Raw genomic sequence first — 21,482 nt, 5'->3', positions numbered from 1 at the left:
GTTTGCATGCTCAGGTGTCGTTTGGCGGTTGTGTTCGGCGCCTTGCTACTTGCCACCCCCTCCTATGCCGCCCGCTGCGGCGGCAGCTTTCCCGCCTTCGTCCAGTCGTTCTCGCAGGAGGCGGCCGCGGCCGGCATCCAGCAGGACGTGATCTCGCAGGCGCTCGGCGGGGTGCAGCAGGATGGCGGGGTGCTCGCCTTCGACCGGCGGCAGCGTTACACCTTCAACAAGACGTTCGAGCAGTATGTCGCAACCCGCGTCGGCTCTGGGCGCATCAATGGCGGCCGCGCCATGTTGCAGCGGCACGCTGCGCTGCTGTCGAAGATCGAGCAGCAATACGGCGTGCCGCGCCAGATCCTGGTCGCGATCTGGGGGCTGGAGACCGATTTCGGCAAGGGCGACATGGGCAAGCTGCCGGTGTTCCGCGTGCTCACCACGCTGGCGCATGATTGCCGCCGCACCGACCTGTTCCAGGGCGAACTGCTCGCCGCGCTCAAGATCCTGCAGCGCGGCGACCTCAGGCTCAACGACATGATCGGCGCCTATGCCGGCGAGATCGGCCAGACCCAATTCCTGCCGTCGTCCTACATCAAGTACGGCGTCGATTTCGACGGCGACGGCCATGTCGATCTGCGCCACTCGGTGCCCGACGTGCTGGCCTCGACCGCGAACCTGCTGCACTCGAACGGCTTCAAGATGGGCGCGCCCTATGGCGAGGGCAGCGCCAATTTCGAGGCGATGCGCGAGTGGAACAGGGCGGTGATCTATCGCAAGACCATCGGGTATTTTGCCGACCAGCTCGTGGGGCGGTGAGGGCGGGGCGCGCCACATCCACCGTCGTCATTCCGGGGCGCGCCTCTTGGCGCGAGCCCGGAATCCATCGGACCGCGTCACGTGTTGAGAAATGGATTCCGGGCTCTCGCTTCGCGAGCCCCGGAATGACGAACTGAGACTTCAAGTACCCCTATGGAAACCATCGGCAGCCAAAAGATCTGGTCGTTCTTCGACCGCCGGGGATGCCAGGTCGCGAAGAACTCGGCGGTGCGGGAGGGGGCGGGGCATCGCGTCGGCTCCTATCTCGAGCTTGCGACCAAGATCGCCGAGCTGCAATTCCTCAACCGCAACCATGTGCTGCTGTTTCGCGGCCAGGGCGCCGACTTCAGGAACATCAAGCGCAACTCGTCGCTGAAGCCGACGCTGTTTCGCGGCGGCCGCAGCAATCCGGATCAGGCGACGCTGGCGATGCGGTTCGAGGCCTTGCGGCGTGCCGAGCAGGTCCTGATCGCGGAATATGCCAAGGCCAAGCTGCTCGGACTGGAGCGGCTGAAGCGGCACCGCATCCTGCGCTGGTCGATCCTGCAGCATTACGAGGTCTGCACCACGCCGCTGCTCGACGTCACCCATTCGATCCGCATTGCCGCCTCGTTTGCGTCGCTGGCGGAGACCGGCACCGCCTTCCTCTATGTGCTCGGCGTGCCGAATTTGAGCGGCGCGATCACCGCGAGCGCCGAGGCCGGCCTGCAGATCGTGCGGCTGTCCAGTGTCTGCCCGCCGGCGGCGGTGCGGCCGCATATCCAGGAGGGCTATCTGCTCGGCGAATATCCCGAGATGTCCGGCACCGAGCAGAAAGAAAACTACTTTCCTTACGAGATGGATTTCGGCCGCCGGCTGGTCGCGAAATTCTCGTTCGCGCCGTCCTCGTTCTGGAAGAACGACAATTTCCCGCAGGTGACGCGGAGCGCGCTCTATCCGTCGGAACGGAGCGATCCGCTGTTTCGGCTGGCGCTCGGGGTGAAGAAGCAGCTCGGCGGGTGAGGCGCGCTTCGCTCAGGCAGACCTCGTCGCGAGGATGTGTCCCCACAACACCTGTCATCGCCCGGCTCGACCGGGCGATCCAGTACGCCGCGGCCCATCGGTTCAACAACAACTTTTCGCGGGTGATGACACCGGATGACCCGGCGCCGTCGTGCAGTCAACCCGCCTGCGCCGCATCGCGCGCGATCCGCCTTGCGGCCGTCTTCTCCATCTGCCGCTGCATCACCTTCCAGTAGGTCCCGGGGCGGAAGCGTTGCAGCAGGTCCATGAAGATGGCGTCCTTGCCGATCAAAATGCGCGGCTGGTTTTTCTCGATGCCGGTGATGATGCGTTGCGCGGCCGCCGCCGGGGTGGTCCGCGCCAGCGTCTCGAAGCGCTCGATCGATTCTGAGCGCCGGGCATTGTCGGTGACGCCGCTGCCGGTGCGCGAGTTGCGTGCGATGTTCGTGGCGATGCCGCCGGGATGCACGACGGAGAGCTTCACCGGACTGTTCGCCACCGCGAGCTCGTGGCGCAGGCTCTCGGAGAAGCCGCGCACCGCGAACTTGGCCGCGCAATAGGCGCTCTGGCCGGGCGGGGCGACGATGCCGAAGATCGAGGAGATGTTGACGATATGCGCCTCGCGCCGTTGCGACAGCAGCGGCAGGAAGGCGCGGGTGCCGTGCACCACGCCCCAGAAATTGATGTTGAACAGCCAGTCCATCTGCGCCTGGTCGATTTCGCTGAACTCGCCGAGCAATGCGACGCCGGCATTATTGACGACGATGTTGAGGCCGGGATGCGCGGCGCCGGCCGCGTCGGCGAACGCGGTGATCTGGCCGGGCTCGCTGACGTCGACACGGTGTACGGTGACCTTGCGCGGGCTCGCCTTGGTGGTCTCGATCGCCTTGGCGATCTCGGCGGCGGTGGCCTGCAGGCCGCCCTCGTCGCGGTCGGCGATGGCGAGATCGCAGCCGCGCAACGCCAGTTCAAGCGCGAGCGCGCGGCCGATGCCGCTGGCGGCTCCGGTCACGGCGGCGGCGGATCCAGAGATCGCGGTCATGTCGGGTGGGCTCCATCAGAACGAGGCGCGACGGTTGCCATGCAGGAACACGGCGGGTCCTCACTTTTCTCAAATTGGAACCGAACCATCCAGTGATTTTAGGCATTAACATTTGTTAAGCGCGCAACCGAAACATTGAAACCAAGGAAGGCCAGCCTATGGGACAGTCAAAGCCCTATCGTGCGAAGGCCCTGGTCGTCGAGGACGACCCGATGCAGCGCGAGATGATCGAACTGCTGCTGGAAGAGAGTGAGTTCGACGTCATTGCCTGCGAGAGCGCGGAAGCCGCAGAACTCGTGCTGCAAGGCAGCGGCGACAACGTCGTGCTGATGCTGACGGATGTCGAGTTGGCCGGCAACATGACCGGCGTCGAGCTCGCCCATGTCGCCAAGAAATACAAGCCCGATCTCGATGTGATCGTCACCTCGGGCAAGCCGCTGCGGCAGCGCCTGCCCGAGGGCACCATGTTCTGGTCCAAGCCCTGGGCGCCTCTGGACGTGATCCGGGTCGCCGAGACGAAGGCCTCGGAGCTGTCGGGCGGCCGCCGGGCGAGGACCGTATAACGGAGTTGTCAGCACGGGCGAACGGCGGCCGGCCGGTGGTCGCTTCCGCCTGCCCGGGCGCCGTGATATTTCCGGACCATGTCGCTCCCCGTTGAGGATTTGAAATGACATGGTCCTTCCTGCTGACCACGCTGATCGTGGTCGCCTCGCCCGGCACCGGCGTGCTCTACACCCTGGCGGTGGCGCTGACCCGTGGCTCGCGGGCGAGCGTGGCGGCGGCGTTCGGCTGCACCCTCGGGATCGTGCCGCAGATGATCGCGGCGATGCTCGGCCTTGCCGCTATCCTGCACACCAGCGCGATGGCGTTCGCGGCGCTGAAATGGGGCGGCGTGCTCTATCTGCTCTATATGTCCTGGCAGGCGCTGCGCGAGCGCGGCGCGCTCGCCGTCGACGCCGAGATCAAGCCGCGCTCGAGCGGGCGGGTGATCGTGACCGCGATCCTGATCAACATCCTCAATCCGAAGCTGTCGATCTTCTTCCTGGCCTTCCTGCCGCAGTTCATCGCCGTCGACGACCCGCATCCGCTGACGCGGATGGTCGAGCTCAGCGGTGTCTTCATGGCGATGACCTTTGCGGTGTTCGCGGTCTACGGGCTGTTCGCGGCATCGGTGCGCGACCGCGTCATCACCCGGCCGAAGGTGATGGCCTGGCTGCGGCGCAGCTTTGCCGCGGGCTTTGCCGCGCTCGGCGCCAAGCTCGCCTTTGCCGAGCGCTGAGCTCGCATTCGCTCGCGGCCCGAGGCCGGCAATAAAAAAGAAGCAGGCAATAAAAAAGCAGGCCTTGCGCCTGCTGCCTTGCCCCATCCGTTGGGGGCGATCGATTAGGTGAATTTGGGGTTGATGCGTTCGGGGCTGGCGTCGTTTCGACCCGCGGTCCCGGACCGAGTGCCCGGGCAGGGCAAGAGCCGCTACCCGGGCTGGAATTCGTTACTTCTTGGCAGCCTTCTTCTTGGTGGCCTTTTTCGCCTTCGCCTTCTTCGCCTTCTTCGCTTTCTTAGCCATAGTATCCTCTCAGGGTTTCATGGATTGAACGCGACTCCGAGGCATGCTTGGCGGAGGGCCAGCCTCGCAACATCCTCAGTACCAAACTCAGCAGATTCGGAGGCGGCTGCCGCGTGCTGTCACGGCGCCGTCATCGTGTTATCCACAGCTGTTACGTGCTTTTGCCAGTTTTTCGCCAGCGTCGGCGTGTCGCGCGTCGCGGCGCCGTCGCACCGGTCATGCTTAACGACGCACAAATGGTGGACGCGCGCATCTTCATCAATTCAAAACCACAGCACGGATTGGCGCGCGGCGGTGAGAGTCCGTTAAGCGGCGCGGCCGCATCCTCTCCCCCAAGACAACGGGGATTGTCATTGAGGAAACGCCTTTAGGGGCGGAAGGTCATTTCAGGGGAGGCGAGGCCGATACGGGTCTCGAACAGGGGCGATGTTGAGCGTTCCGACGCTTTGGACGGTATTCGTTATCAATTTTCTCGCGCTCGGCCTGATCTGGGCCTATGTCGCGCAAAGCTATCCAGCTTTCGGTGCGGCGCGGTTCTGGACCGCGTCCGCCTTCGTTGCGGCCGCCGGTGCCTCCTGCGCGATGCTCCGTGTGATGATGACGGACTCGCTATTGCCGCTGCTGGCGGCGGGGACGCTGATGGTGTTCGCCGCCGGCCTTGCCGCGATGGGCATCGAGCGCTTCTACGGCAAGCCGGTGGGCTGGCGCAGCACCGCGCTGTTCACCGCGTTCGCGTTCGTCGGCCTCGGCGTCTTCATCTTTGCCTATGACAGCATGCCGATGCGCATCCTGGTCTACACCGTCGCCCAGGTCATGCCGTTCGCGCTGACGCTGAAGCTGTTGCTGTCGCCCGAGAACGGGCGCGTCAGCCCCGGCGCGCGGCTCGCCGGCATCGTCGCCTCCGTGCTGATCGGCATCTATGCGCTGCGCCTCGTCGGCGCCTTGCTGCAGCCCGGCGAGTACTCCTTCGTTCGCTTCAATGCGGGTCAGTCGCTGGTGATCCTGCTGATGGTCTTCCTGTCGATGGCGCTCAATTTCGGCTTCCTGCTGATGGCGATCGACCGGCTGCGCAACGAGGTCGCCGACCTCGCGCTGCTCGACGATCTCACCGGCGTCGGCAACCGCCGCCACCTCCTGCAGCGCCTGACCGAGGAATGCGCGCGGTCCGACCGCAACGGCGAGGCGTTCGCGCTGCTGGTGATCGACCTCGACGGCTTCAAGGGCATCAACGACACCCATGGCCACGCCGCCGGCGACGCCTGCCTGCAGCACTTCACGCTGATGGCGCAGACGAGGCTCCGCCCGGGCGACATGCTGGCCCGCACCGGCGGCGACGAGTTCTGCATCGTGCTGCCGTCCTCGACGCTGCGCGAGGGCGCGATGATCGCCCGCCGCGTGCTGGAGGTCTGCCGCGCCGATGCCGAGCAGTGCACCGGCAACGACATTCCGATCGCGGTCTCGATCGGCATTGCGCAATGGACCCGCGAGATCGGGATGCATCCCGACCGCCTGATCGCCGCCGCCGACCACGCGCTCTACGATGCCAAGAAGGGCGGCAAGAACGGCTTTGCGACCTACGAGCCCAGGCTGCCGCCCGAGATGGTCGATGCGCTGGAGGCGACCCTGCGCAAGCGCGCCTGAGCGTGCTAGAGCATGATGAGATCAAGTTGAGTTGGAACGGCGGCGGGACCTCACCTCTCCCTTGGGAGAGGTCGGCGCGCAGCGCCGGGTGAGGGCTTACGGTCTCTCGTTAGCGCCGCGGCCCCTCACCCGATTTGCTCCGCAAATCGACCTCTCCCCGCTGGGGCGAGGTGAAACGAAGCCGTTGCAGAACCGAAGCGCGACACCGGAATGTCTGTCATCATGCCTCGCCTGCTCACCGCGCTCCTTGCGCTCGTGATCTCCTCTGCAGCCCTCGCCGAAACCGCCGATCTCGCGGCAATCGCGCGAGCGCAGGGGACGCCCGAGATTCCCGGACTGAAGATGGTGTGGCTGTCGCCCTGGGGCGACGTCACCAAGGCGCACCCCTGGCGCAACATCATCGTGCACCAGACCGAGGGGCCGCAGGGCTCTGCACGCTACGGCGCGCAGGCTCAGCACAAGAACCCGACAAGGCGCGGCGTCATGGTCTGGGTCGAAACCGACGGCACGGTCTACTGGGCGGTCGCCGACAACCTCGTTCCGACCCACACCGACGGCGCCGATCGCAACGACAGCAAATACATCGACAACGGCAAGACCTATCACCAGGTCAACAAGGACACCTCGATCGGCGTCGAGTTCGCCGGCAATTACCCCGACGTCACCAAGGGGCCGACCGACGCGCAGATCGCGGCCTGGCGGGTGCTGCTCAATGTGCTGCGCGCGCGCTACGGCATTCCGCTCGACCGCGTCTATGCCCACAACTGGATCGACTTCAAGGACGCCCGCTATTGCGAGGGCTGCGCGCTCGCGACCATGGCGCGAGAGTGGGGCAAATAGGGGCGGGCATTAAGCAGCCGCATCGACGGCCACGCACGCGCGACAAATGTTCAATCCTGCGGACGCAGGGCCGCCTCGGCGCGCTGCATCATCCGCCGCCATCGCTCGCTTGTCGGCCCGTCCATCAGCAGGAAGCAGCGGACGATCGCGATCGGCAGCCAGGTCTCCATCGCTTGCCTCAGCGCCGCTATCGGTGTGCCGGACAGCCGCGCGTATTCGGCTTGCGCGGCCGCATGGACCGCAAGCGGCCGCTGCGGATTGTCGGTGACGTCGAGGGCGAGCTCGGTCAGGTTGATTTGAAAGTGTGCATGATCGAAGGCCGCAGGCGCGCGGATCGAAAAGGTCCAATCGATCAGCCGCGGACCGTCCGTCGTCATGATCACGTTGTTAGGGTGGATGTCGCCATGGCACAGCCCGTCCCCCGGCTGCTGCAGGCGGTCGATCAGCGCGAGGATGCCGGAGGCGATGTGCCTGGGCACGATGTCGCCCGAGTGCCTGAAGGCGGCGTCCATCCAGCGGCGCAGACCGAAGGCTTCCGGCGGCGGTGATATCCTGTGAACCGACAGAGCGAGGGACGCGAGGATCGCGCCTGCCTGGGCGAACGTCACGCCGCCGCTGCGCGTGAGCTGCAGCAGCGTCGGTCCGTCGAGGCGGGCGAGCACGATGCCGAAGCGTCCGTCGATCGTCACCTCGCCGAACACCTCCGGCGCAGGCACGCCGGCGGCGAAGACCGCCCGGGTCATCCGCACCTCTTGCTGGCCGAGTCGCGGCGGGAAACCTTCCTTGAACAGTTTGACGACCTGACCTGGCGCCCAGGCGTGGATATCCGCCGTGCCGCCCTGGTTGATCTTCTCCCCGAGGGATCCCCGCATCGCCCGTCCTCCCGCCGGTCGCAACCAAACACCGGCGGCCGCCAAAAGAGAACGCTTCCGCGATCTCGGCTGCCAGCCATGATCATGGCTTGTCCCCCGCCGCGGCGTTTGCCACAATCGCGCAGCGACGCGCGGTTTGGGACTAGTCCGGTTCGTTCTGGCCCATCGCGACATTTTGCGCTGCCGTACAACTCCAGCCGCCATCAGGGCAAAACGGACATCGCCATCGCATCACGCCGCTGGATTTATCGGTACACGGCCTGGCGCGCTCGAATGTCGCGGGTGTTTTAGCTGTCTCCTTAAGGTTGAAACAATCAACTCACGCTATTGGCTCCGCTTGATGTCAAGATGCCCACGGCCGGCGCGCCAAGGATGAAGTCTGATGTTCCTCGCTGCTTGTTTGATTGCGATGGTCTTGAGTGGTGATCTCGTTTCGTCGATCCAGGCTTCAATCACGAAGCTTTCGGGGGCGACTCGCCGCGATTTGGCCGTCGCTCTGCGCGGGAGTACTTGCGCTGGGACTGATCGGATTTGATCATGTTCAGGACAAACAAGACTTTGTCCCCTCCGCCACGATCCATTTCATCATGCTTGTTGGCGCTTTCGCGGCAGGTTGGTTTGTCGGCGTCTTTGCCGAAAGCTACCTCCATGAGGAGGCCTCACGGCGCAAAGGGTCTGCACACTAGCCAGCTTCGTAGGATCGGTGGAGCGCAGCGATCCCATCGGCCTCGTGCTGCGCGGGGGATGATGGGTATCGCTTCGCTCCACCGATCCTGCAGACTGAGCCCTGAGCGGCATCGAGAGGTCGAAGAATGCAAAACGCGCCAGTGGCAGCGCTCGTGTACGAGCTTCTGTTTGAGGTTTATCGGAAGATGGATCACGACCGAAAGGGAGGGCGGATCCGGTCCCTTCCCGATGAAAACGGCACTTCGCGTGAGGCCTTCTTCCATGAATTCATGAGTTGTTGGGAGTGGCCGAGCGGTACGCTTGAGGAAGTTGGTGTTCTAAAAGCTCTCCAACCAAGTCGGCATCGGTGGGGGCCGCATTTCTACCCTGTAATGAGCTTGGACGAATGCGCAGTAGCCGATTTCTCAAGATTCGAAACTTTCGACAATTATTGCGTTGCGATGTTCTCCTTTGACGAGTTGCACATGCATTCCCGCTTTCGTGAGCGCGTCGATCTCGGCGTCCGATCACCACGTTTCCTGGAAGCCGTCGCGTCCCAAGATGACATTTTTCTGGTGGAGGACGATGGCCAGGTCACGTTTGATCGGGCGCGCTTCAACGAGAAGGTCATGACGCGGTGGGAAGAGATAGACGTTCGTCGCATCCATCCTAAAATCGGTACCTAAGTCTGACGCGAAGGCGTTCCAGAATAGCCGCGCAGGATGGGTGGAGCGAAGCGATACCCATCAACCTCGTGCCGCGCGGTGGGATGATGGGTATCGCGGAGTTTATCATCGGGCCGCGCGTTGCGCGGACCCGTTGGCTCCGCCCATCTTGCAGACTGTTCACCACCAGTACGGCCACCGCCACCCCTCATAGAGGCGCCACAACGACACCACGGGCGGGCCGTTTGGATCGACCCGGTCGTCTTCAGGGCGATAACGATATCGTGGAACAATATAATAATCCCATGGAGTTGGCCTTATCACGGGCCCCGGGATAATAACCCTTCTCGGTTCATGCACGACCTGTGCCTTCCGCGTTCGGGCTTCAGCACCAGACGTCCCGAGGTTGCACAGCACCAAGGCCGCTCCGAGAGCGCACGCGACGGTCATTATTTTCATGCATCGGCCTCCTTGCCTGAGAGTGCTAAAGGACTCCAAGCAAGGCAAGCTAATTTCGTTCTCGACTGGCTTGAATGAGCGCATGGTCATTGGCGGGCATGGCCAAGAGCGCGTCTTTGCTTCTGAGCCCATGCCAAAAGCCATCCCCGTTGGCTCGACCCATCCCATCCTACGCAGACTGAGGCTGCATCAATCGGCGCGTCGCTCAGCGACGAATGCAAATGATGGTGCTCCCCTTGCGTCGCTCGGTCGGATTTAGGGCGGCGACGGCATCGTCGAGGAATGAGACCTTGCCGATGTGCGTCCGAAGTCGTCCGTCGCGCACCCGCTGGACGATCTCACTCAGTTGGACACGATCGGCCTCAACGACGAAGTCGACCGCAAGTCCGCCGGAGGGCCGTGCTTCGGCCGGCCCGACGATGGTCACCAGCGTTCCTCCGGCTCGAATAAGTCCTGCGGACCGCTTCTGAATGTCACCGCCGATGATATCAAACACGAGATCGACTTTGCCGACGTCTTCCAGGACGTCATGGTCCAGGTCGACGAACTCCTTCGCGCCCAGGTCGAGCGCGGTCTGACGGTCGGCGGAGCGTCCCGTGCCGATCACGTAGGCGCCGGCCTCGCGTGCGAGTTGCGTCACCATCGATCCAACTGCACCGGCCGCGCCATGTGCGAGGACGCTCTGCCCCGCCCGAAGGCGGCCGTGCTGGAACAGCCCTTGCCATGCAGTCAGACCCGAGATCGGCAGGCTGGCGCCCACCGTGAACTCGACGTCGCCCGGCAGCGGTGCGAGGTTTCGTGCCTCGATCGCCACATACTCGGCCAGCGTGCCGTCGCGATACCAGTCCGCGAGGCCGAACACCCGCTGGCCCACTGACAGTCCCGTCGTGCCGTATCCAAGCGCGGTGACCACTCCGGCGAGCTCGTGCCCAGGGATCGACGGTGTCCGGTCTCGATCGAGGCGATCGGTCCAGGTCGACGGCCACGTCAGCTCGGTCGGGGCAAATCCCGACGCATGAACCCGAACGACGACGTCGTTTATCGCTGCTTTCGGCTCGGGCCGGTCCACTAACTTCATCCCGGCCGTTCCCGCGGCCTGGTTCGTTACAACGATCGCTTTCATAGGAACTGTCTCCTCGATCATTTGTCTCATGGGTGGAGATGTTGCAGCGAGCACGAAAGCGCCGCCTATCAACAAACGCCAGGCAGTGCGGAACTCCAGGCTCCGCGCTCGCGATCTGCACTGTCCGCATTGGCCGGAGCACCAGATCTGATGGATCCCTCCGGTCGCTGGCGCCAGCATAGATGCGTTGCGCCTGGTCATAAGAACAGGACCAAGACTGCCGAATTTGGCTGTACCAAGCTCAATGGATGCGAGCTCCACCAATCCTACGGACAAAAACAAAAAAGCCGGCGTTGCTGCCGGCTTTCGTGTCTGTTGGCTCAGTGCCGCGCAATCAATGCGCGGCTTCGAGAGCTGCTTCCTGACGGGCGATCGTGCCCTTGACGGCCGACTGCACCTTCTCGAACGCGCGGACCTCGATCTGCCGCACGCGCTCGCGCGACACGCCGAACTCGGCGGCGAGGTCTTCCAGCGTCATCGGCTCATCCGCCAGACGCCGCGCCTCGAAGATGCGGCGTTCGCGCGGGTTGAGCACGCCGATCGCACCGTTCAGGGCCTGGCGGCGATGATCGAACTCCTCGCTTTCGGCCATCAGGGCTTCGGCGTTGGGCGAGTTGTCGACCAGCCAGTCCTGCCATTCGCCGGCTTCGCCGTCGTCGCGGATCGGGGCGTTGAGCGACGCGTCACCGCCGAGGCGGCGGTTCATGTCGACCACGTCCTGATCGGTCACGCCGAGGCGCTTGGCAATCAGCTTCACCTGGTCGGGGTGGAGATCACCCTCTTCCAGCGCGGAGATCTTGCTCTTCGCCTTGCGCAGGTTGAAGAACAGCTTCTTCTGGTTCGCGGTGGTGCCCATCTTCACGAGCGACCAGGAACGCAGGATGTACTCTTGTATTGACGCCTTGATCCACCACATGGCGTAAGTGGCGAGACGGAAGCCCTTCTCGGGCTCGAATCGCTTCACCGCCTGCATCAGGCCGACATTGCCTTCCGAGACGACCTCGGAGATCGGCAAGCCGTAGCCGCGATAGCCCATGGCGATCTTGGCCACGAGCCTGAGATGGCTGGTGACAAGCTTATGCGCCGCGTCGCGATCGTCATGCTCGCGCCAACGCTTGGCGAGCATGTACTCCTGCTGGGGCTCCAGCATGGGGAACTTGCGGATCTCGGCGAGGTATCGTGAAAGGCCGGATTCTCCATTGAGAACCGGCAGCGTAGCTGTACGGGCCATTCGAGCGCCCTCCAGTGGTTCAGACCCCCGATAGCGGCGGGCCCGGCAGGTGGCCGCTGGGTTAAAGCCGGCCATGCTGCGATGTTCCGCGCTGGATATTCAGCGCAGGTGCAACATACACCAAACTGTCCGTGATAGGGAAGGATTGCTGACGTCACGTCCCCGTGTGGCAGGTATAACCTGTTGTCATGACAGGACTTTTCCAGGAGGGGTGCGTCATACCGCCGCTGCCAGCGCCCGTTCCAGGAGAAGCAAATCCTCCGGCAAGGGCGACTCCCAGCGTAAAAGTTCCCCCGTGCGGGGGTGCTCCAAAGCCAGCAGATAGGCGTGCAGGGCCTGCCGGTCGAGGGCGGTAAGTGCGTGCTTACCTTCCGCGCTGAGCTGTCCGGCCTTGGTCTTGAAGTGGGCGCCGTAAACGCTGTCACCCATCAGGGGATGGCCGAGATGGGCGAGGTGGACCCGGATCTGATGGGTCCGCCCGGTCTCGAGCTGGCAGGCCAGTAGCGAGGCGACCGGCTTGCCGTCGCGGCCGGCAAAGCTCGAGAGCACCTCGAAATGGGTGATCGCCTCGCGACCGCCCTGGCGCACGGCCATCTTCTCGCGGGCATGCGGGTGGCGGTCGATCGGCGCGTCGATCGTGCCGTGCGGCCGGTTCGGCACGCCCCAGGCGAACGCCATGTAGCCGCGCTCCATCGGGCCGGTGCGGCCATGGTCGGCGAATTGCGCCGTCAGCGACTGGTGGGCTTGGTCGTTCTTGGCGACTACCATCAGCCCGGTGGTGTCCTTGTCGAGCCGGTGCACGATGCCCGGCCGCTTGACCCCGCCGATGCCGGACAGGCTCGAGCCGCAATGGGCGATCAGCGCGTTGACCAGCGTTCCCGTGGCGTGCCCGGCAGCCGGATGCACGACCAGGCCCCTGGGCTTGTCGATGACGATGATGTCGTCGTCCTCGAACACGATATCGAGCGCGATGTCCTCACCCTTCGGCTCCGCGGGGGCGGCCTCGGGCACGTCGATTATGATCGTATCGCCGCTAGCGACATGATAAGCGGGGTCGCGGACGACGGCGTCCTTGACGGTCACGGAACCGGCGAGGATCAGCGCCTTCAGCCGGGACCGCGACAGCTCCGGAGTGCGCTGTGCGAGCACGCGGTCAAGCCGGGCCGAGCCCTCGTCGCCCGCGACGATGACCTCCAGCTTCCGACCGCCATTCGAAGAGACTTGTTGCAAAGACATAGAGCCTTGTGATGACCGACACCGCTGTGACCGAACCGACCCCCGACCAGGCCGCGCTGATCGCGCGGGTGCGGCGCATGATGCTGATCGCGGGCCTGACCTCGGCACTGGCCGTGGCCGTCGTGTTGATTGCCATCGGCTACCGCCTTTATCGCAGCGAGGGAAGCCCCGTTTCGGTATCCGACGTCACTGCTGCGCTGCCGAAAGGCGCCCGCATCGTCGCAACCGGCGTCGCCGGCGAGCGGCTGGTGCTCACGCTCGATATAGGCGGTGCAACAGAGATCCGCACATTTGATGCAAAGACGCTGAAACCTGTCGGCAGGCTGAGCTTCGTCAACGAGCCCTGACCTTCGCAATCGCGAAGCCGCGCACGCGATCAACCAAAAGCTGCAGTGTATTTTTTGCGCATGCGTTCGCGCATCGAGAAGATGTGCCGCCATCTTTTCGGCCGAGTTGCACGTTCAGCTTGCGCCATGTCGCAACCCAACCCCAACGCTTCCATCGAACAGTCCGGTGAATCCGATGCAGTGGGGTCGTGCACCGATCCGACGCGCCGCGCGGTGTTGACTGCGCTCGCGGGCTGCGCCTGTCTTGCCGCAATCGAGCCCGCGGCCGCCGACGATGAAGATCAGCCCGGCGCCAGTGAGCGACCGCAAAAAGCCGATGTGCTTGTGCGCGCCGAAGGCGACAAGGCCGGCCAGGTCATCAAGTCGGATGATCTGATCTTGGGCGGGCCGCCCATTCGCGCCTGGCCGCAGGACCCGAAGACCTCGGTCGTCCGCAAAGGTTCGCGGCTCAACGAGGTCGTGCTGGTCAAGCTCGACCCGAACGAGCTCGACGATGCGACGCGCGCCCGCGCGCCTGACGGCATCGTCTGCTACTCCGTGATCTGCTCGCACGCCGGATGTCCGATCACCGCCTGGGTGAAGCAAGAGCAGGGCGACAAGAACGTTCTGAAATGTCTCTGTCACAACTCCGAATACGATCCGCGGCAGAATGCGCAGGTCGTGTTCGGGCCGGCGCCACGTCGCCTCGCGGCATTGCCGCTGACGGTTGCGGACGGCGCGATCACGGTCGCAGCGCCATTCGTCGGGAAGGTGGGTGCTCAGCAGGGAGGATGAGGCCACATCGGGATATCTGCATGACCTAAATAAAACTGAAAAAACAGAGCAGGGAGGTAGCATCTCATGACAAGCAAGCAGTGGTTACTGTCGAGTTGTGTCGCGTTCACGTGCCTCATTTCGACTTACGCCGTCGCGGGGCCGATCGAAAACTACAGTCCGGTGACGTCTCAGCGTCTCGAAAATCCCGAACCCGGCAACTGGATGCTCTATCGCCGGACCTATGACGGACAGGGTTTCAGTCCGCTCAACCAGATCAACACATCCAACGTCAAGGACCTCAAGCCGGCCTGGACTTTCTCGACCGGTGTGATCGAGGGCCATGAGGCGCCGCCGATCGTCAACAACGGCGTGATGTTCGTCGCGACCCCGATGGGGCAGGTGATCGCGCTCAACGCGAAGACCGGCGAGGAGTACTGGCGCTACAAGCGGCAGCTTCCCGACGATCTGTTCCAGTTGCATCCGACCAGCCGCGGCGTCGGCCTGTGGGAGGACAAGCTCTATCTCGCGACGACCGACGACCACGTGGTCGCGCTCGACGCCAAGACCGGCAAGGTGGTCTGGGACACCAAGGTCCAGGACTACAAGAAGGGCCAGTACATGACCCTGATGCCGCTCACCGTCGACGGCAAGGTGATCGTCGGCGGCTCCGGCGGTGAGTTCGGCGTGCGCGGCTATGTCGCCGCGTTCGACGCGAACGGCGGCAAGGAGCTGTGGCGCACCTTCACCATCCCCGGCGAAGGCGAGCCCGGTCACGAGACCTGGAGCGGCGACGACTGGAAGTCGGGCGGCGGATCGGCCTGGATGACCGGCACCTACGACAAGGACACCAAGACGGTCTATTGGGGCGTCGGCAACGCCGCGCCGTGGCCCGGCTCGATGCATGCCGGCGACAACCTCTACACCAGCTCGGTGCTCGCGCTCGATCCCGACACCGGCAAGATCAAGACCCATTTCCAGTATCACCAGAACGATTCCTGGGACTGGGACGAGGTCGATGCGCCGATGCTGATCGACATGCAGCGCGACGGACGGTCGTTCAAGAGCCTGGTCCATCCGGGACGCGACGCGATCTTCTGGGTGCTGGAGCGCAAGCCGGACAAGATCAACTATGTCGCCGGCTGGCCGTTCGTGAAGACCAACGTCTGGAAGGGCATCGAGGCCGAGACCGGCCGGCCGATCGTCGATCCCGAGCACAAGCCGGTGCTCGGCAAGCGGGTCGAGTTCTGCCCGTCACTGTGGGGCGGCAAGGACTGGCCGTCCGCGGCCTATAGCCCGAACACCAAGCTCGTCTATGTGCCCGCCAACGAAAACTTCTGCGGCGGCTTCACCGGCGAGAAGCAGCCGCTGGTTCCGGGCCAGCTCTGGCTCGGCACCAAGCCGGAGGACATCGGGTTGATCCCGGCGCCGAATGCCGATCATTTCGGCGAGTTGCAGGCGTGGGATCCGGTCACCGGCAAGAAGGTCTGGCAGCACGACTACAAGACGTCGCAGCTGTTCGGCGCGGTGACGGCGACCGCAGGCGATCTGGTTCTCGCCGGCGGCACCAACGATCGCGCCTTCCGCATCTTCAACGCCAAGACCGGCGAGCTGTTGTGGGAGCAGAAGACCAACTCCGGCATCATGGCGATGCCGATGTCCTATGAGGTCGATGGAACGCAGTACATCGCGGTCCAGTCGGGCTGGGGCGTCGACGCGCAGCGCATCCAGGATGCGCTGGCCGGCAAGGTCAAGGGCTTCGAGAACAACGTCCCGCAAGGCGGCGTGATCTGGGTGTTCGCGCTCGATAAGAAGTAGAAAGAGACGCGCGACGTTCCGACAGGGGGCGATGCGATCGGGGAGCGGCGGTTGGGGAGACCGGCCGCTTCCCGGTCCGCGCTTGCGTCATTGCGAGGAGCGACAGCGACGAAGCAATCCATCATTCCGCATATGCGGAGCGATGGATTGCTTCGCTTCGCTCGCAATGACGGTGTGCGATTCCGCGACGATCCAAAATCATCCTGCCTTGCAAGCAAGACGCCCGCGAACAAAGCGTCGCGGGCGTCCGATCTTTTCGTCTAGCGGTCGACCAGACTCACGTCTCCAGCTGCTTGCCGATCGGCAATGCGCGGATGCGCTTTCCGGTGGCGGCGAAGATCGCGTTGATCAGCGCCGGAGCAAACGGCGGCACGCCGGGTTCGCCGACGCCGCTGGGCGGCGTGTCCGCGCCGGGCGGCACGATGTAGACGTTGGTGATGCCAGGCGACTCGTCCATCCGGATCACCGGGAAGTCGTCGAAATTGCTCTGCTGGACCTTGCCGTCCTTGAAGCTGATCTCGCCGTATTTGGCGAGGCTCAGCCCCATGATCGCAGCACCTTCGATCTGCGAATGGATGCGCTCCGGATTGACGTAAGTGCCGCAATCGATCGCGGTATCGACCCGCGGCACGGTGAACTTGCCCTTGTCGTCGACCGCCACCTCGACGATGGTCGCGATGTAGCTGACGAAAGAGCGGTGCACCGCGATGCCGAGGCCGTGGCCTTTCGGCACCGTGCGGCCCCACTCGCCCTTTTCGGCGACCAGTTCGACCACCTTGCGCAGCCGCGCGGTGTCGATCGGGTAGCTCTCATAGGGCTCGCCGTAGTTCCAGGGATCCTTCACCGAGGACAGGTTGACGATCCGGGGCGATCCGATCAGCTCCAGCAGCATGTCCTTCTGGTCGCGGTTCGTCGCATGCGCGATCTCCCCGGCCATGGATTGCACCGCGAAGGCGCGCGGGATGTTGGAGACCGAGCGGAACCAGCCGATCCGCGTCATCGCGGCCGCTTCCGGATTCTCGCACTGCAGGTTGGCGATCTCGAACGGGTTGTCGATCAGGCCCATGCCGAGCTCGAACGGCGCTTCGTGGTTGGCACCGGCGGCGAAGGTCGAGGCGATGGTCGGCGCCACGCTGCGGTGCCGCCACGCGATCACCTTGCCGCTCTTGTCGAGACCGGCCTCGATCCGTTCCACGGAGACCGTGTGCAGGAAGTCGTGATGGACGTCGTCCTCACGGGTCCACTGCACCTTGACCGGCGCGCCGAGTTCCTTCGACAGCAAAGCCGCCTCCAGCGCGAAGTCGCACTTCGACTTGCGGCCGAAGCCGCCGCCGAGCAGCGTCACGTTGACGGTGACATTGTCCTCGGGGATCCCGAGCGTCTTGGCGACATCCTCGCGGGTGCCGCCGGGGCTCTGCACCGGCGCCCAGATCTCGGCCTTGTCGCCCGTCACATTGGCAACCGCGACCGGCGGCTCCATGCTGACATGGGCGAGATGCGGCAGATAGTATTCGCCGGTGATGACCTTGTCGGCGCTCTTCAGCGCCGCATCGACATCGCCTTCCTTCCGCACCACGAGGCCGGGTTTGCGCGCAGCCTCTTCGAGGGACGCACGATAGGTCACGGAGTCGTATTTGGCATTGGCGCCGTCATCCCAGACGATCTTCAGCTGGTCGCGGCCCTTGATCGCGGCACCCGTGTTGCGCGCGATCACGGCGACGCCGCCGAGCGGCTGGAACTTGGACGGCCACGGCCAGCCCTTGACCTCCATCACCTTCTCGACGCCCGGCACCTTCATCGCCGCGCTGTCGTCAAACGACTTGACCTTGCCGCCGGTGACCGGCGGGCGGGCGATGACGGCGTATTTCAGGCCGGGCAGGCGGGTATCGGCGCCGTAATGCGCCTTGCCGGTGGTGATGTCGTGCAGATCGACGATCGAGACCTGGCCCTTGCCGAGATAGCGGAAGTCCTTCGCCTCCTTCAGTTTGAGGTCCTTGATATCGGGCACCTGTTCCTTGGCGGCATCGGCGGCGAGATCGCCGAAGCCGATCTTGCGTCCGCTCGCGGAATGCACGACCTCGTGGTTCTGCGCCTTCACTTCAGTGACCGGCACGCCCCATTTCTTGGCGGCGGCGGCTTCCAGCATCGCGCGCGCGGCGGCGCCGATCTGGCGCATCGGGATCAGATAGTGCCGCGTTGAGCGCGAGCCGTCGGTGTCCTGGTTGCCGAACTTGACCTCGTCGCCATGCGCCTGCTGGACATGGACGCGCGACCAGTCGGCCTCCATCTCCTCGGCGACGATCAGGGGCAGGCTGGTGCGCACCCCGGTGCCCATCTCGGAGCGGTGCGCCAGGATGGTGACGATGCCGTCGGGCGCGATCGCGACGAACACGCGCGGGTCGACCACGACGCCATGCGGCATCTTGCCGGCACCGGTTTCATAGGCGAACGCCTGGCGCGTCATCACGGGGGCGGCGAGCACGAAGGAGCCGGCGATGCCGAGCCCTTTCAGGATGCTGCGGCGAGAAAGATTCTCGACCTTCAATTGCTTCTCGAAGCCGCGAAGTCTGCGAGAATTTGTGGGGATATTGGTGCGGATATTCATGTCACACCCCCGTCGATGCGAGATGCACGGCATTCTCGATCCGCTGGTAGCAGCCGCAGCGGCAGATGTTGCCCGACATGGCTTCGCGGATCTGGTCGTGATTGGGCTTCGGGTTCTGGTCCAAGAGCGCCGCGGCCTGCATGATCTGGCCGGCCTGGCAATAGCCGCACTGCGGAACATTGACCTGGCGCCACGCCTTCTGCACCGGATGGTCGCCGGTCGGATGCAGCCCCTCGATGGTGGTGACCTCGCGGCCGGCTGCGTCGGACACCGAGGTGATGCAGGCGCGCACCGCCTCCTTGTCGATGATCACGGTGCAGGCGCCGCACAGCGCCTGGCCGCAGCCGAACTTGGTGCCGGTGAGCCCGGCTTCGTCACGCAGATACCAGAGCAGCGAAAGATCCGGGTCGCCGTCCCAATTCTGTTCCTGGCCGTTGATTTTTAGTTTGATCATGGTCTGTCCTCGCTCTGCCTAAGCTATTGACCGGTTGCGGCGCGAGGTGCGGAACGTCTTCCATCGCCTGCGGCCGCGCTGATGTTTGTTTTGCCAAGATGTTTGTGAAGACGTTGGTGAGCCAAATTGTCGTGCGCCAAGGTTCTGCGCTTTGTTCCAAGCACTCCTCTTTGCTTCTCGAGCGCCTTGCCCGGCGCAGCATGGTGAAGGGCTGCGATGTTAGCAGAGCAAGGCGGCGAGTGACTTCACAGGCAGGTGTTCTAGAGGCAGCCGTTTTGCATTTGCGGTTTGTCAAAAGCAGGGCCGTGTGCGACGCAGACATGACATCCGGAGGTGGCCGTCATGCAATCGGCGCGGCCGCATCGCTGCTTATGCGCGCAAGGAAGGCGGCATCCGTCCGACATCGTCATTCCGGGGCATCGCGCAGCGATGAACCCGGAATCCAGAGGTAATGGCGCGAGATTCCGGGTTCGCGCTTCGCGCGCCCCGGAATGACAGGTGGTTACGACGGCGGGCCTTTTGAGGCGACTTTCGTAAAGCATGGATGACAAAATCCCCGCCGCAATGCACAAGGCACCTTGCGGCGGGGGGATTTCAAGGCTATTGCCTGTCCCTCAACGCTCCCTTCGTCTAGCGGTTAGGACGCGGCCCTCTCAAGGCTGAAACAGGGGTTCGATTCCCCTAGGGAGCGCCAGCGATCTTCCCTTCATCTTGATTTCCTTTCGATTTTTGGCAGTTTCCCCAAACTGTCAGAAGAGGTTTGGGGAATTCTGTTCGCCTTGTGATCTTCAAGCTTCAGGATCGCGCGGCGACCGCCGCGCCGGCGGTCAGCTTCACGTGTGTAGCGCTCGGCTTCAGCCAACGTTAGATGGCCAAGCACCGCCATGATCTCGTGCGCGGTACATCCGGCGTCGGCCATCCGACGTCCGAGTGTCTTGCGCAAGCCGTGCGGCCGGCAGGATAGGTCGAAGATCCCCGCTTGCCTGGCGTTCACGCGATGGCGTGGATCGCATTAGAATAGCTGCTTGCCGGGCGTTTCAGCCCGTAATGATCGCGCAGCGTCGTGCCGTCGTAGTCGTGGCGGAACAGACCGCGTTTCCGCAGGATCGGCACGACCTGGTCGGCGAACAAATCGAAGCCGCCGGGCAGCCAGGGCGGCATGACGTTGAAGCCGTCGGCGGCGCCGTTCTCGAACCAGGTCTGAATGTTGTCGGCGATCTTCTCCGGCGGGCCGGCGATCACCCAATGGCCGCGCGCGCCGGCGAGGCGTTGCACCAGCTGACGAATAGTTGGCTTCTCGCGATCGACGATGTCGACGACGAGCTTGAACCGGCTGGCGACGCCGCGCGCGCTGTCGGTGTCGATCAGATGGCGCGGGAAGGGGCCGTCGAGGTCGAAACCGGAGAGGTCGAGGCCGATCATCTGACGGAGCTGGGCCAGCGAATATTCCGGCTGGATCAGTTCGTTGAACTCCTCCTGCAGCCGATCTGCCTCGAGCTGCGAACTGGCGATGAACGGGCTGATGCCGGGCAGGATCTTGATCTGATCGGGACCGCGGTCGAACGCGCGGGCCTGACGCTTGATGTCGGTGTAGAACTCCTGGGCGCTCGACAGTGTCTGGTGGGCGGTGAAGATCGCTTCCGCGAAGCGCGCCGCGAAGGCGCGTCCGTCGTCGGACGAGCCGGCCTGCACATAGACCGGGCGTCCCTGCGGCGTTCGCGAGACGTTGAGCGGGCCGCGGACGCGGAAGTGCTTTCCGACGTGGTTGATGGCATGGATCCTGGCGGTGTCGGCGAAGACGCCCGATGCGGGATCATTGACCAGCGCATCGTCTTCCCAACTGTCCCACAGCCGCGTGATGACATCGAGATATTCGCGCGCCCGCTCGTAGCGCTCGTGATGCGGCGGGTGTTCGGGCAGGCCAAAATTCTGCGCCGCCTGCGGCGAGCTCGTCGTCACGATGTTCCAGCCGGCGCGGCCGCGGCTGAGGTGATCCAGCGAGGCGAACAGGCGCGCCAGATTGTAGGGTTCAGTATAGGTCGTCGATGCCGTCGCGATCAGGCCGATGCGCTTGGTGGCGGATGCGATCGCGGTGAGCAGGGTGATCGGCTCGAGCCGAAACCGCGCGGCGTGCCGGACATTGTCGGCCAACGCAGGGCCGTCGGCGAAGAAGATCGCGTCGAACTTGTGCGCCTCGGCGCGCTGCGCCAGCTCCTGATAGTACGTAACATCGAGCAGGCGATCGGGAGTTGAGTGCTTGTAGCGCCAGGCAGCCTCATGATGGCCGTCCGGGTAGATGAAGAAATTGAGGGATAGCTGCCGCTTGCTCATGGCTGGACCTTGCGAAAATG

Annotated in this window: 19 protein-coding genes and 1 tRNA gene; 11 read left to right on the top strand and 9 right to left on the bottom strand. The window is 64.1% G+C overall.

Annotation, left to right across the window (positions count from 1 at the left end; genetic code table 11):
- The first annotated feature begins 6 nt into the window (after window positions 1-6).
- The gene (locus QDT69_RS19325; protein WP_279708065.1) at window positions 7-813 is read left to right on the top strand and encodes a lytic murein transglycosylase; all 807 of its coding nucleotides are present in this window, start codon (window positions 7-9) and stop codon (window positions 811-813) included.
- Between the two features lie 153 nt (window positions 814-966).
- Window positions 967-1,815, top strand: coding sequence for an FRG domain-containing protein (locus tag QDT69_RS19320; RefSeq protein ID WP_279708064.1), 849 nt, complete (start codon window positions 967-969; stop codon window positions 1,813-1,815).
- Between the two features lie 157 nt (window positions 1,816-1,972).
- Here QDT69_RS19320 and QDT69_RS19315 read toward each other — a convergent pair whose 3' ends face one another.
- Window positions 1,973-2,857 carry an SDR family NAD(P)-dependent oxidoreductase gene (locus QDT69_RS19315; protein WP_279708063.1) on the bottom strand — a complete coding sequence of 295 codons (885 nt, stop codon included), beginning with the start codon at window positions 2,855-2,857 and terminating at the stop codon, window positions 1,973-1,975.
- 158 nt (window positions 2,858-3,015) lie between these two features.
- Here QDT69_RS19315 and QDT69_RS19310 point away from each other — a divergent pair, with 158 nt between their 5' ends.
- From QDT69_RS19310 to QDT69_RS19295, 4 genes are all read left to right on the top strand, one after another.
- Entirely contained in the window at window positions 3,016-3,420 is a 405-nt protein-coding gene (locus QDT69_RS19310; protein ID WP_279708062.1) for a response regulator, read from the top strand.
- 104 nt (window positions 3,421-3,524) lie between these two features.
- On the top strand, window positions 3,525-4,136 hold the full coding sequence (locus QDT69_RS19305) for a LysE family translocator (protein ID WP_279708061.1): 612 nt from the start codon (window positions 3,525-3,527) through the stop codon (window positions 4,134-4,136).
- Between the two features lie 711 nt (window positions 4,137-4,847).
- Window positions 4,848-6,062, top strand: a complete 1,215-nt coding sequence (locus tag QDT69_RS19300) for a GGDEF domain-containing protein (RefSeq protein WP_279708059.1) — start codon at window positions 4,848-4,850, stop codon at window positions 6,060-6,062.
- 210 nt (window positions 6,063-6,272) lie between these two features.
- Window positions 6,273-6,902, top strand: a complete 630-nt coding sequence (locus QDT69_RS19295) for a peptidoglycan recognition family protein (protein ID WP_279708058.1) — start codon at window positions 6,273-6,275, stop codon at window positions 6,900-6,902.
- A gap of 50 nt (window positions 6,903-6,952) precedes the next feature.
- On the opposite strand, the gene QDT69_RS19290 is transcribed toward QDT69_RS19295, so the two are convergent.
- Window positions 6,953-7,819 (bottom strand): phosphotransferase, encoded by an 867-nt coding sequence (locus QDT69_RS19290; RefSeq protein WP_279708057.1) that lies wholly within the window; start codon window positions 7,817-7,819, stop codon window positions 6,953-6,955.
- A gap of 767 nt (window positions 7,820-8,586) precedes the next feature.
- On the opposite strand from QDT69_RS19290, the gene QDT69_RS19285 reads away from it, so the two are divergent.
- Entirely contained in the window at window positions 8,587-9,126 is a 540-nt protein-coding gene (locus QDT69_RS19285; protein WP_279708056.1) for a hypothetical protein, read from the top strand.
- 643 nt (window positions 9,127-9,769) lie between these two features.
- Here QDT69_RS19285 and QDT69_RS19280 read toward each other — a convergent pair.
- The 3 genes from QDT69_RS19280 to QDT69_RS19270 form a co-directional block, all read right to left on the bottom strand.
- On the bottom strand, window positions 9,770-10,687 hold the full coding sequence (locus tag QDT69_RS19280) for an NADP-dependent oxidoreductase (RefSeq protein ID WP_279708055.1): 918 nt from the start codon (window positions 10,685-10,687) through the stop codon (window positions 9,770-9,772).
- 334 nt (window positions 10,688-11,021) lie between these two features.
- Window positions 11,022-11,918, bottom strand: a complete 897-nt coding sequence (gene rpoH, locus QDT69_RS19275; protein WP_021077401.1) for an RNA polymerase sigma factor RpoH — start codon at window positions 11,916-11,918, stop codon at window positions 11,022-11,024.
- Between the two features lie 216 nt (window positions 11,919-12,134).
- Window positions 12,135-13,154 (bottom strand): RluA family pseudouridine synthase, encoded by a 1,020-nt coding sequence (locus tag QDT69_RS19270; RefSeq protein ID WP_279708054.1) that lies wholly within the window; start codon window positions 13,152-13,154, stop codon window positions 12,135-12,137.
- 11 nt (window positions 13,155-13,165) lie between these two features.
- On the opposite strand from QDT69_RS19270, the gene QDT69_RS19265 reads away from it, so the two are divergent.
- From QDT69_RS19265 to QDT69_RS19255, 3 genes are all read left to right on the top strand, one after another.
- Window positions 13,166-13,501, top strand: a complete 336-nt coding sequence (locus QDT69_RS19265; protein WP_050402671.1) for a hypothetical protein — start codon at window positions 13,166-13,168, stop codon at window positions 13,499-13,501.
- A 126-nt stretch (window positions 13,502-13,627) separates the two neighbouring features.
- Window positions 13,628-14,275: a Rieske 2Fe-2S domain-containing protein gene (locus QDT69_RS19260; RefSeq protein WP_279708053.1), complete on the top strand. Its 648-nt coding sequence runs from the start codon at window positions 13,628-13,630 to the stop codon at window positions 14,273-14,275.
- A gap of 66 nt (window positions 14,276-14,341) precedes the next feature.
- Complete coding sequence (locus QDT69_RS19255) at window positions 14,342-16,072, top strand: methanol/ethanol family PQQ-dependent dehydrogenase (protein ID WP_279708052.1); 1,731 nt, start codon at window positions 14,342-14,344, stop codon at window positions 16,070-16,072.
- A gap of 277 nt (window positions 16,073-16,349) precedes the next feature.
- On the opposite strand, the gene QDT69_RS19250 is transcribed toward QDT69_RS19255, so the two are convergent.
- Both QDT69_RS19250 and QDT69_RS19245 read right to left on the bottom strand, forming a co-directional pair.
- Window positions 16,350-18,677, bottom strand: a complete 2,328-nt coding sequence (locus QDT69_RS19250) for a molybdopterin cofactor-binding domain-containing protein (RefSeq protein ID WP_279708051.1) — start codon at window positions 18,675-18,677, stop codon at window positions 16,350-16,352.
- 1 nt (window position 18,678) lies between these two features.
- On the bottom strand, window positions 18,679-19,131 hold the full coding sequence (locus tag QDT69_RS19245) for a (2Fe-2S)-binding protein (RefSeq protein ID WP_074130888.1): 453 nt from the start codon (window positions 19,129-19,131) through the stop codon (window positions 18,679-18,681).
- A 619-nt stretch (window positions 19,132-19,750) separates the two neighbouring features.
- Here QDT69_RS19245 and QDT69_RS19240 point away from each other — a divergent pair.
- A tRNA-Glu gene (locus tag QDT69_RS19240) sits at window positions 19,751-19,825 on the top strand.
- Window positions 19,826-19,837: 12 nt separating this feature from the next.
- Here the strand turns inward: QDT69_RS19240 and QDT69_RS19235 are convergent.
- Entirely contained in the window at window positions 19,838-20,125 is a 288-nt protein-coding gene (locus tag QDT69_RS19235; RefSeq protein WP_279708050.1) for a tyrosine-type recombinase/integrase, read from the bottom strand.
- Window positions 20,122-21,462, bottom strand: coding sequence for an LLM class flavin-dependent oxidoreductase (locus QDT69_RS19230; RefSeq protein ID WP_279708049.1), 1,341 nt, complete (start codon window positions 21,460-21,462; stop codon window positions 20,122-20,124). Before QDT69_RS19230 ends, QDT69_RS19235 begins: the two co-directional genes overlap by 4 nt.
- Window positions 21,463-21,482 lie beyond the last annotated feature (20 nt).

The sequence above is a fragment of the Bradyrhizobium sp. CER78 genome, assembly GCF_029846235.1.
In the GTDB taxonomy this organism is placed as follows: Bacteria; Pseudomonadota; Alphaproteobacteria; order Rhizobiales; family Xanthobacteraceae; genus Bradyrhizobium.
The sequence above is the reverse complement of the archived record's forward strand: the minus strand, read 5'-3'. Positions and strand labels throughout refer to the sequence as shown.

Coding starts and splice junctions, on each gene's coding strand:
- QDT69_RS19325 (WP_279708065.1), top strand. CDS start 7: ATGCTCAGGTGTCGTTTGGCGGTTGTGTTCGGCGCCTTGCTACTTGCC.
- QDT69_RS19320 (WP_279708064.1), top strand. CDS start 967: ATGGAAACCATCGGCAGCCAAAAGATCTGGTCGTTCTTCGACCGCCGG.
- QDT69_RS19315 (WP_279708063.1), bottom strand. CDS start 2,857: ATGACCGCGATCTCTGGATCCGCCGCCGCCGTGACCGGAGCCGCCAGC.
- QDT69_RS19310 (WP_279708062.1), top strand. CDS start 3,016: ATGGGACAGTCAAAGCCCTATCGTGCGAAGGCCCTGGTCGTCGAGGAC.
- QDT69_RS19305 (WP_279708061.1), top strand. CDS start 3,525: ATGACATGGTCCTTCCTGCTGACCACGCTGATCGTGGTCGCCTCGCCC.
- QDT69_RS19300 (WP_279708059.1), top strand. CDS start 4,848: ATGTTGAGCGTTCCGACGCTTTGGACGGTATTCGTTATCAATTTTCTC.
- QDT69_RS19295 (WP_279708058.1), top strand. CDS start 6,273: ATGTCTGTCATCATGCCTCGCCTGCTCACCGCGCTCCTTGCGCTCGTG.
- QDT69_RS19285 (WP_279708056.1), top strand. CDS start 8,587: ATGCAAAACGCGCCAGTGGCAGCGCTCGTGTACGAGCTTCTGTTTGAG.
- QDT69_RS19280 (WP_279708055.1), bottom strand. CDS start 10,687: ATGAAAGCGATCGTTGTAACGAACCAGGCCGCGGGAACGGCCGGGATG.
- rpoH (WP_021077401.1), bottom strand. CDS start 11,918: ATGGCCCGTACAGCTACGCTGCCGGTTCTCAATGGAGAATCCGGCCTT.
- QDT69_RS19270 (WP_279708054.1), bottom strand. CDS start 13,154: ATGTCTTTGCAACAAGTCTCTTCGAATGGCGGTCGGAAGCTGGAGGTC.
- QDT69_RS19265 (WP_050402671.1), top strand. CDS start 13,166: ATGACCGACACCGCTGTGACCGAACCGACCCCCGACCAGGCCGCGCTG.
- QDT69_RS19260 (WP_279708053.1), top strand. CDS start 13,628: ATGTCGCAACCCAACCCCAACGCTTCCATCGAACAGTCCGGTGAATCC.
- QDT69_RS19255 (WP_279708052.1), top strand. CDS start 14,342: ATGACAAGCAAGCAGTGGTTACTGTCGAGTTGTGTCGCGTTCACGTGC.
- QDT69_RS19250 (WP_279708051.1), bottom strand. CDS start 18,677: ATGAATATCCGCACCAATATCCCCACAAATTCTCGCAGACTTCGCGGC.
- QDT69_RS19245 (WP_074130888.1), bottom strand. CDS start 19,131: ATGATCAAACTAAAAATCAACGGCCAGGAACAGAATTGGGACGGCGAC.
- QDT69_RS19230 (WP_279708049.1), bottom strand. CDS start 21,462: ATGAGCAAGCGGCAGCTATCCCTCAATTTCTTCATCTACCCGGACGGC.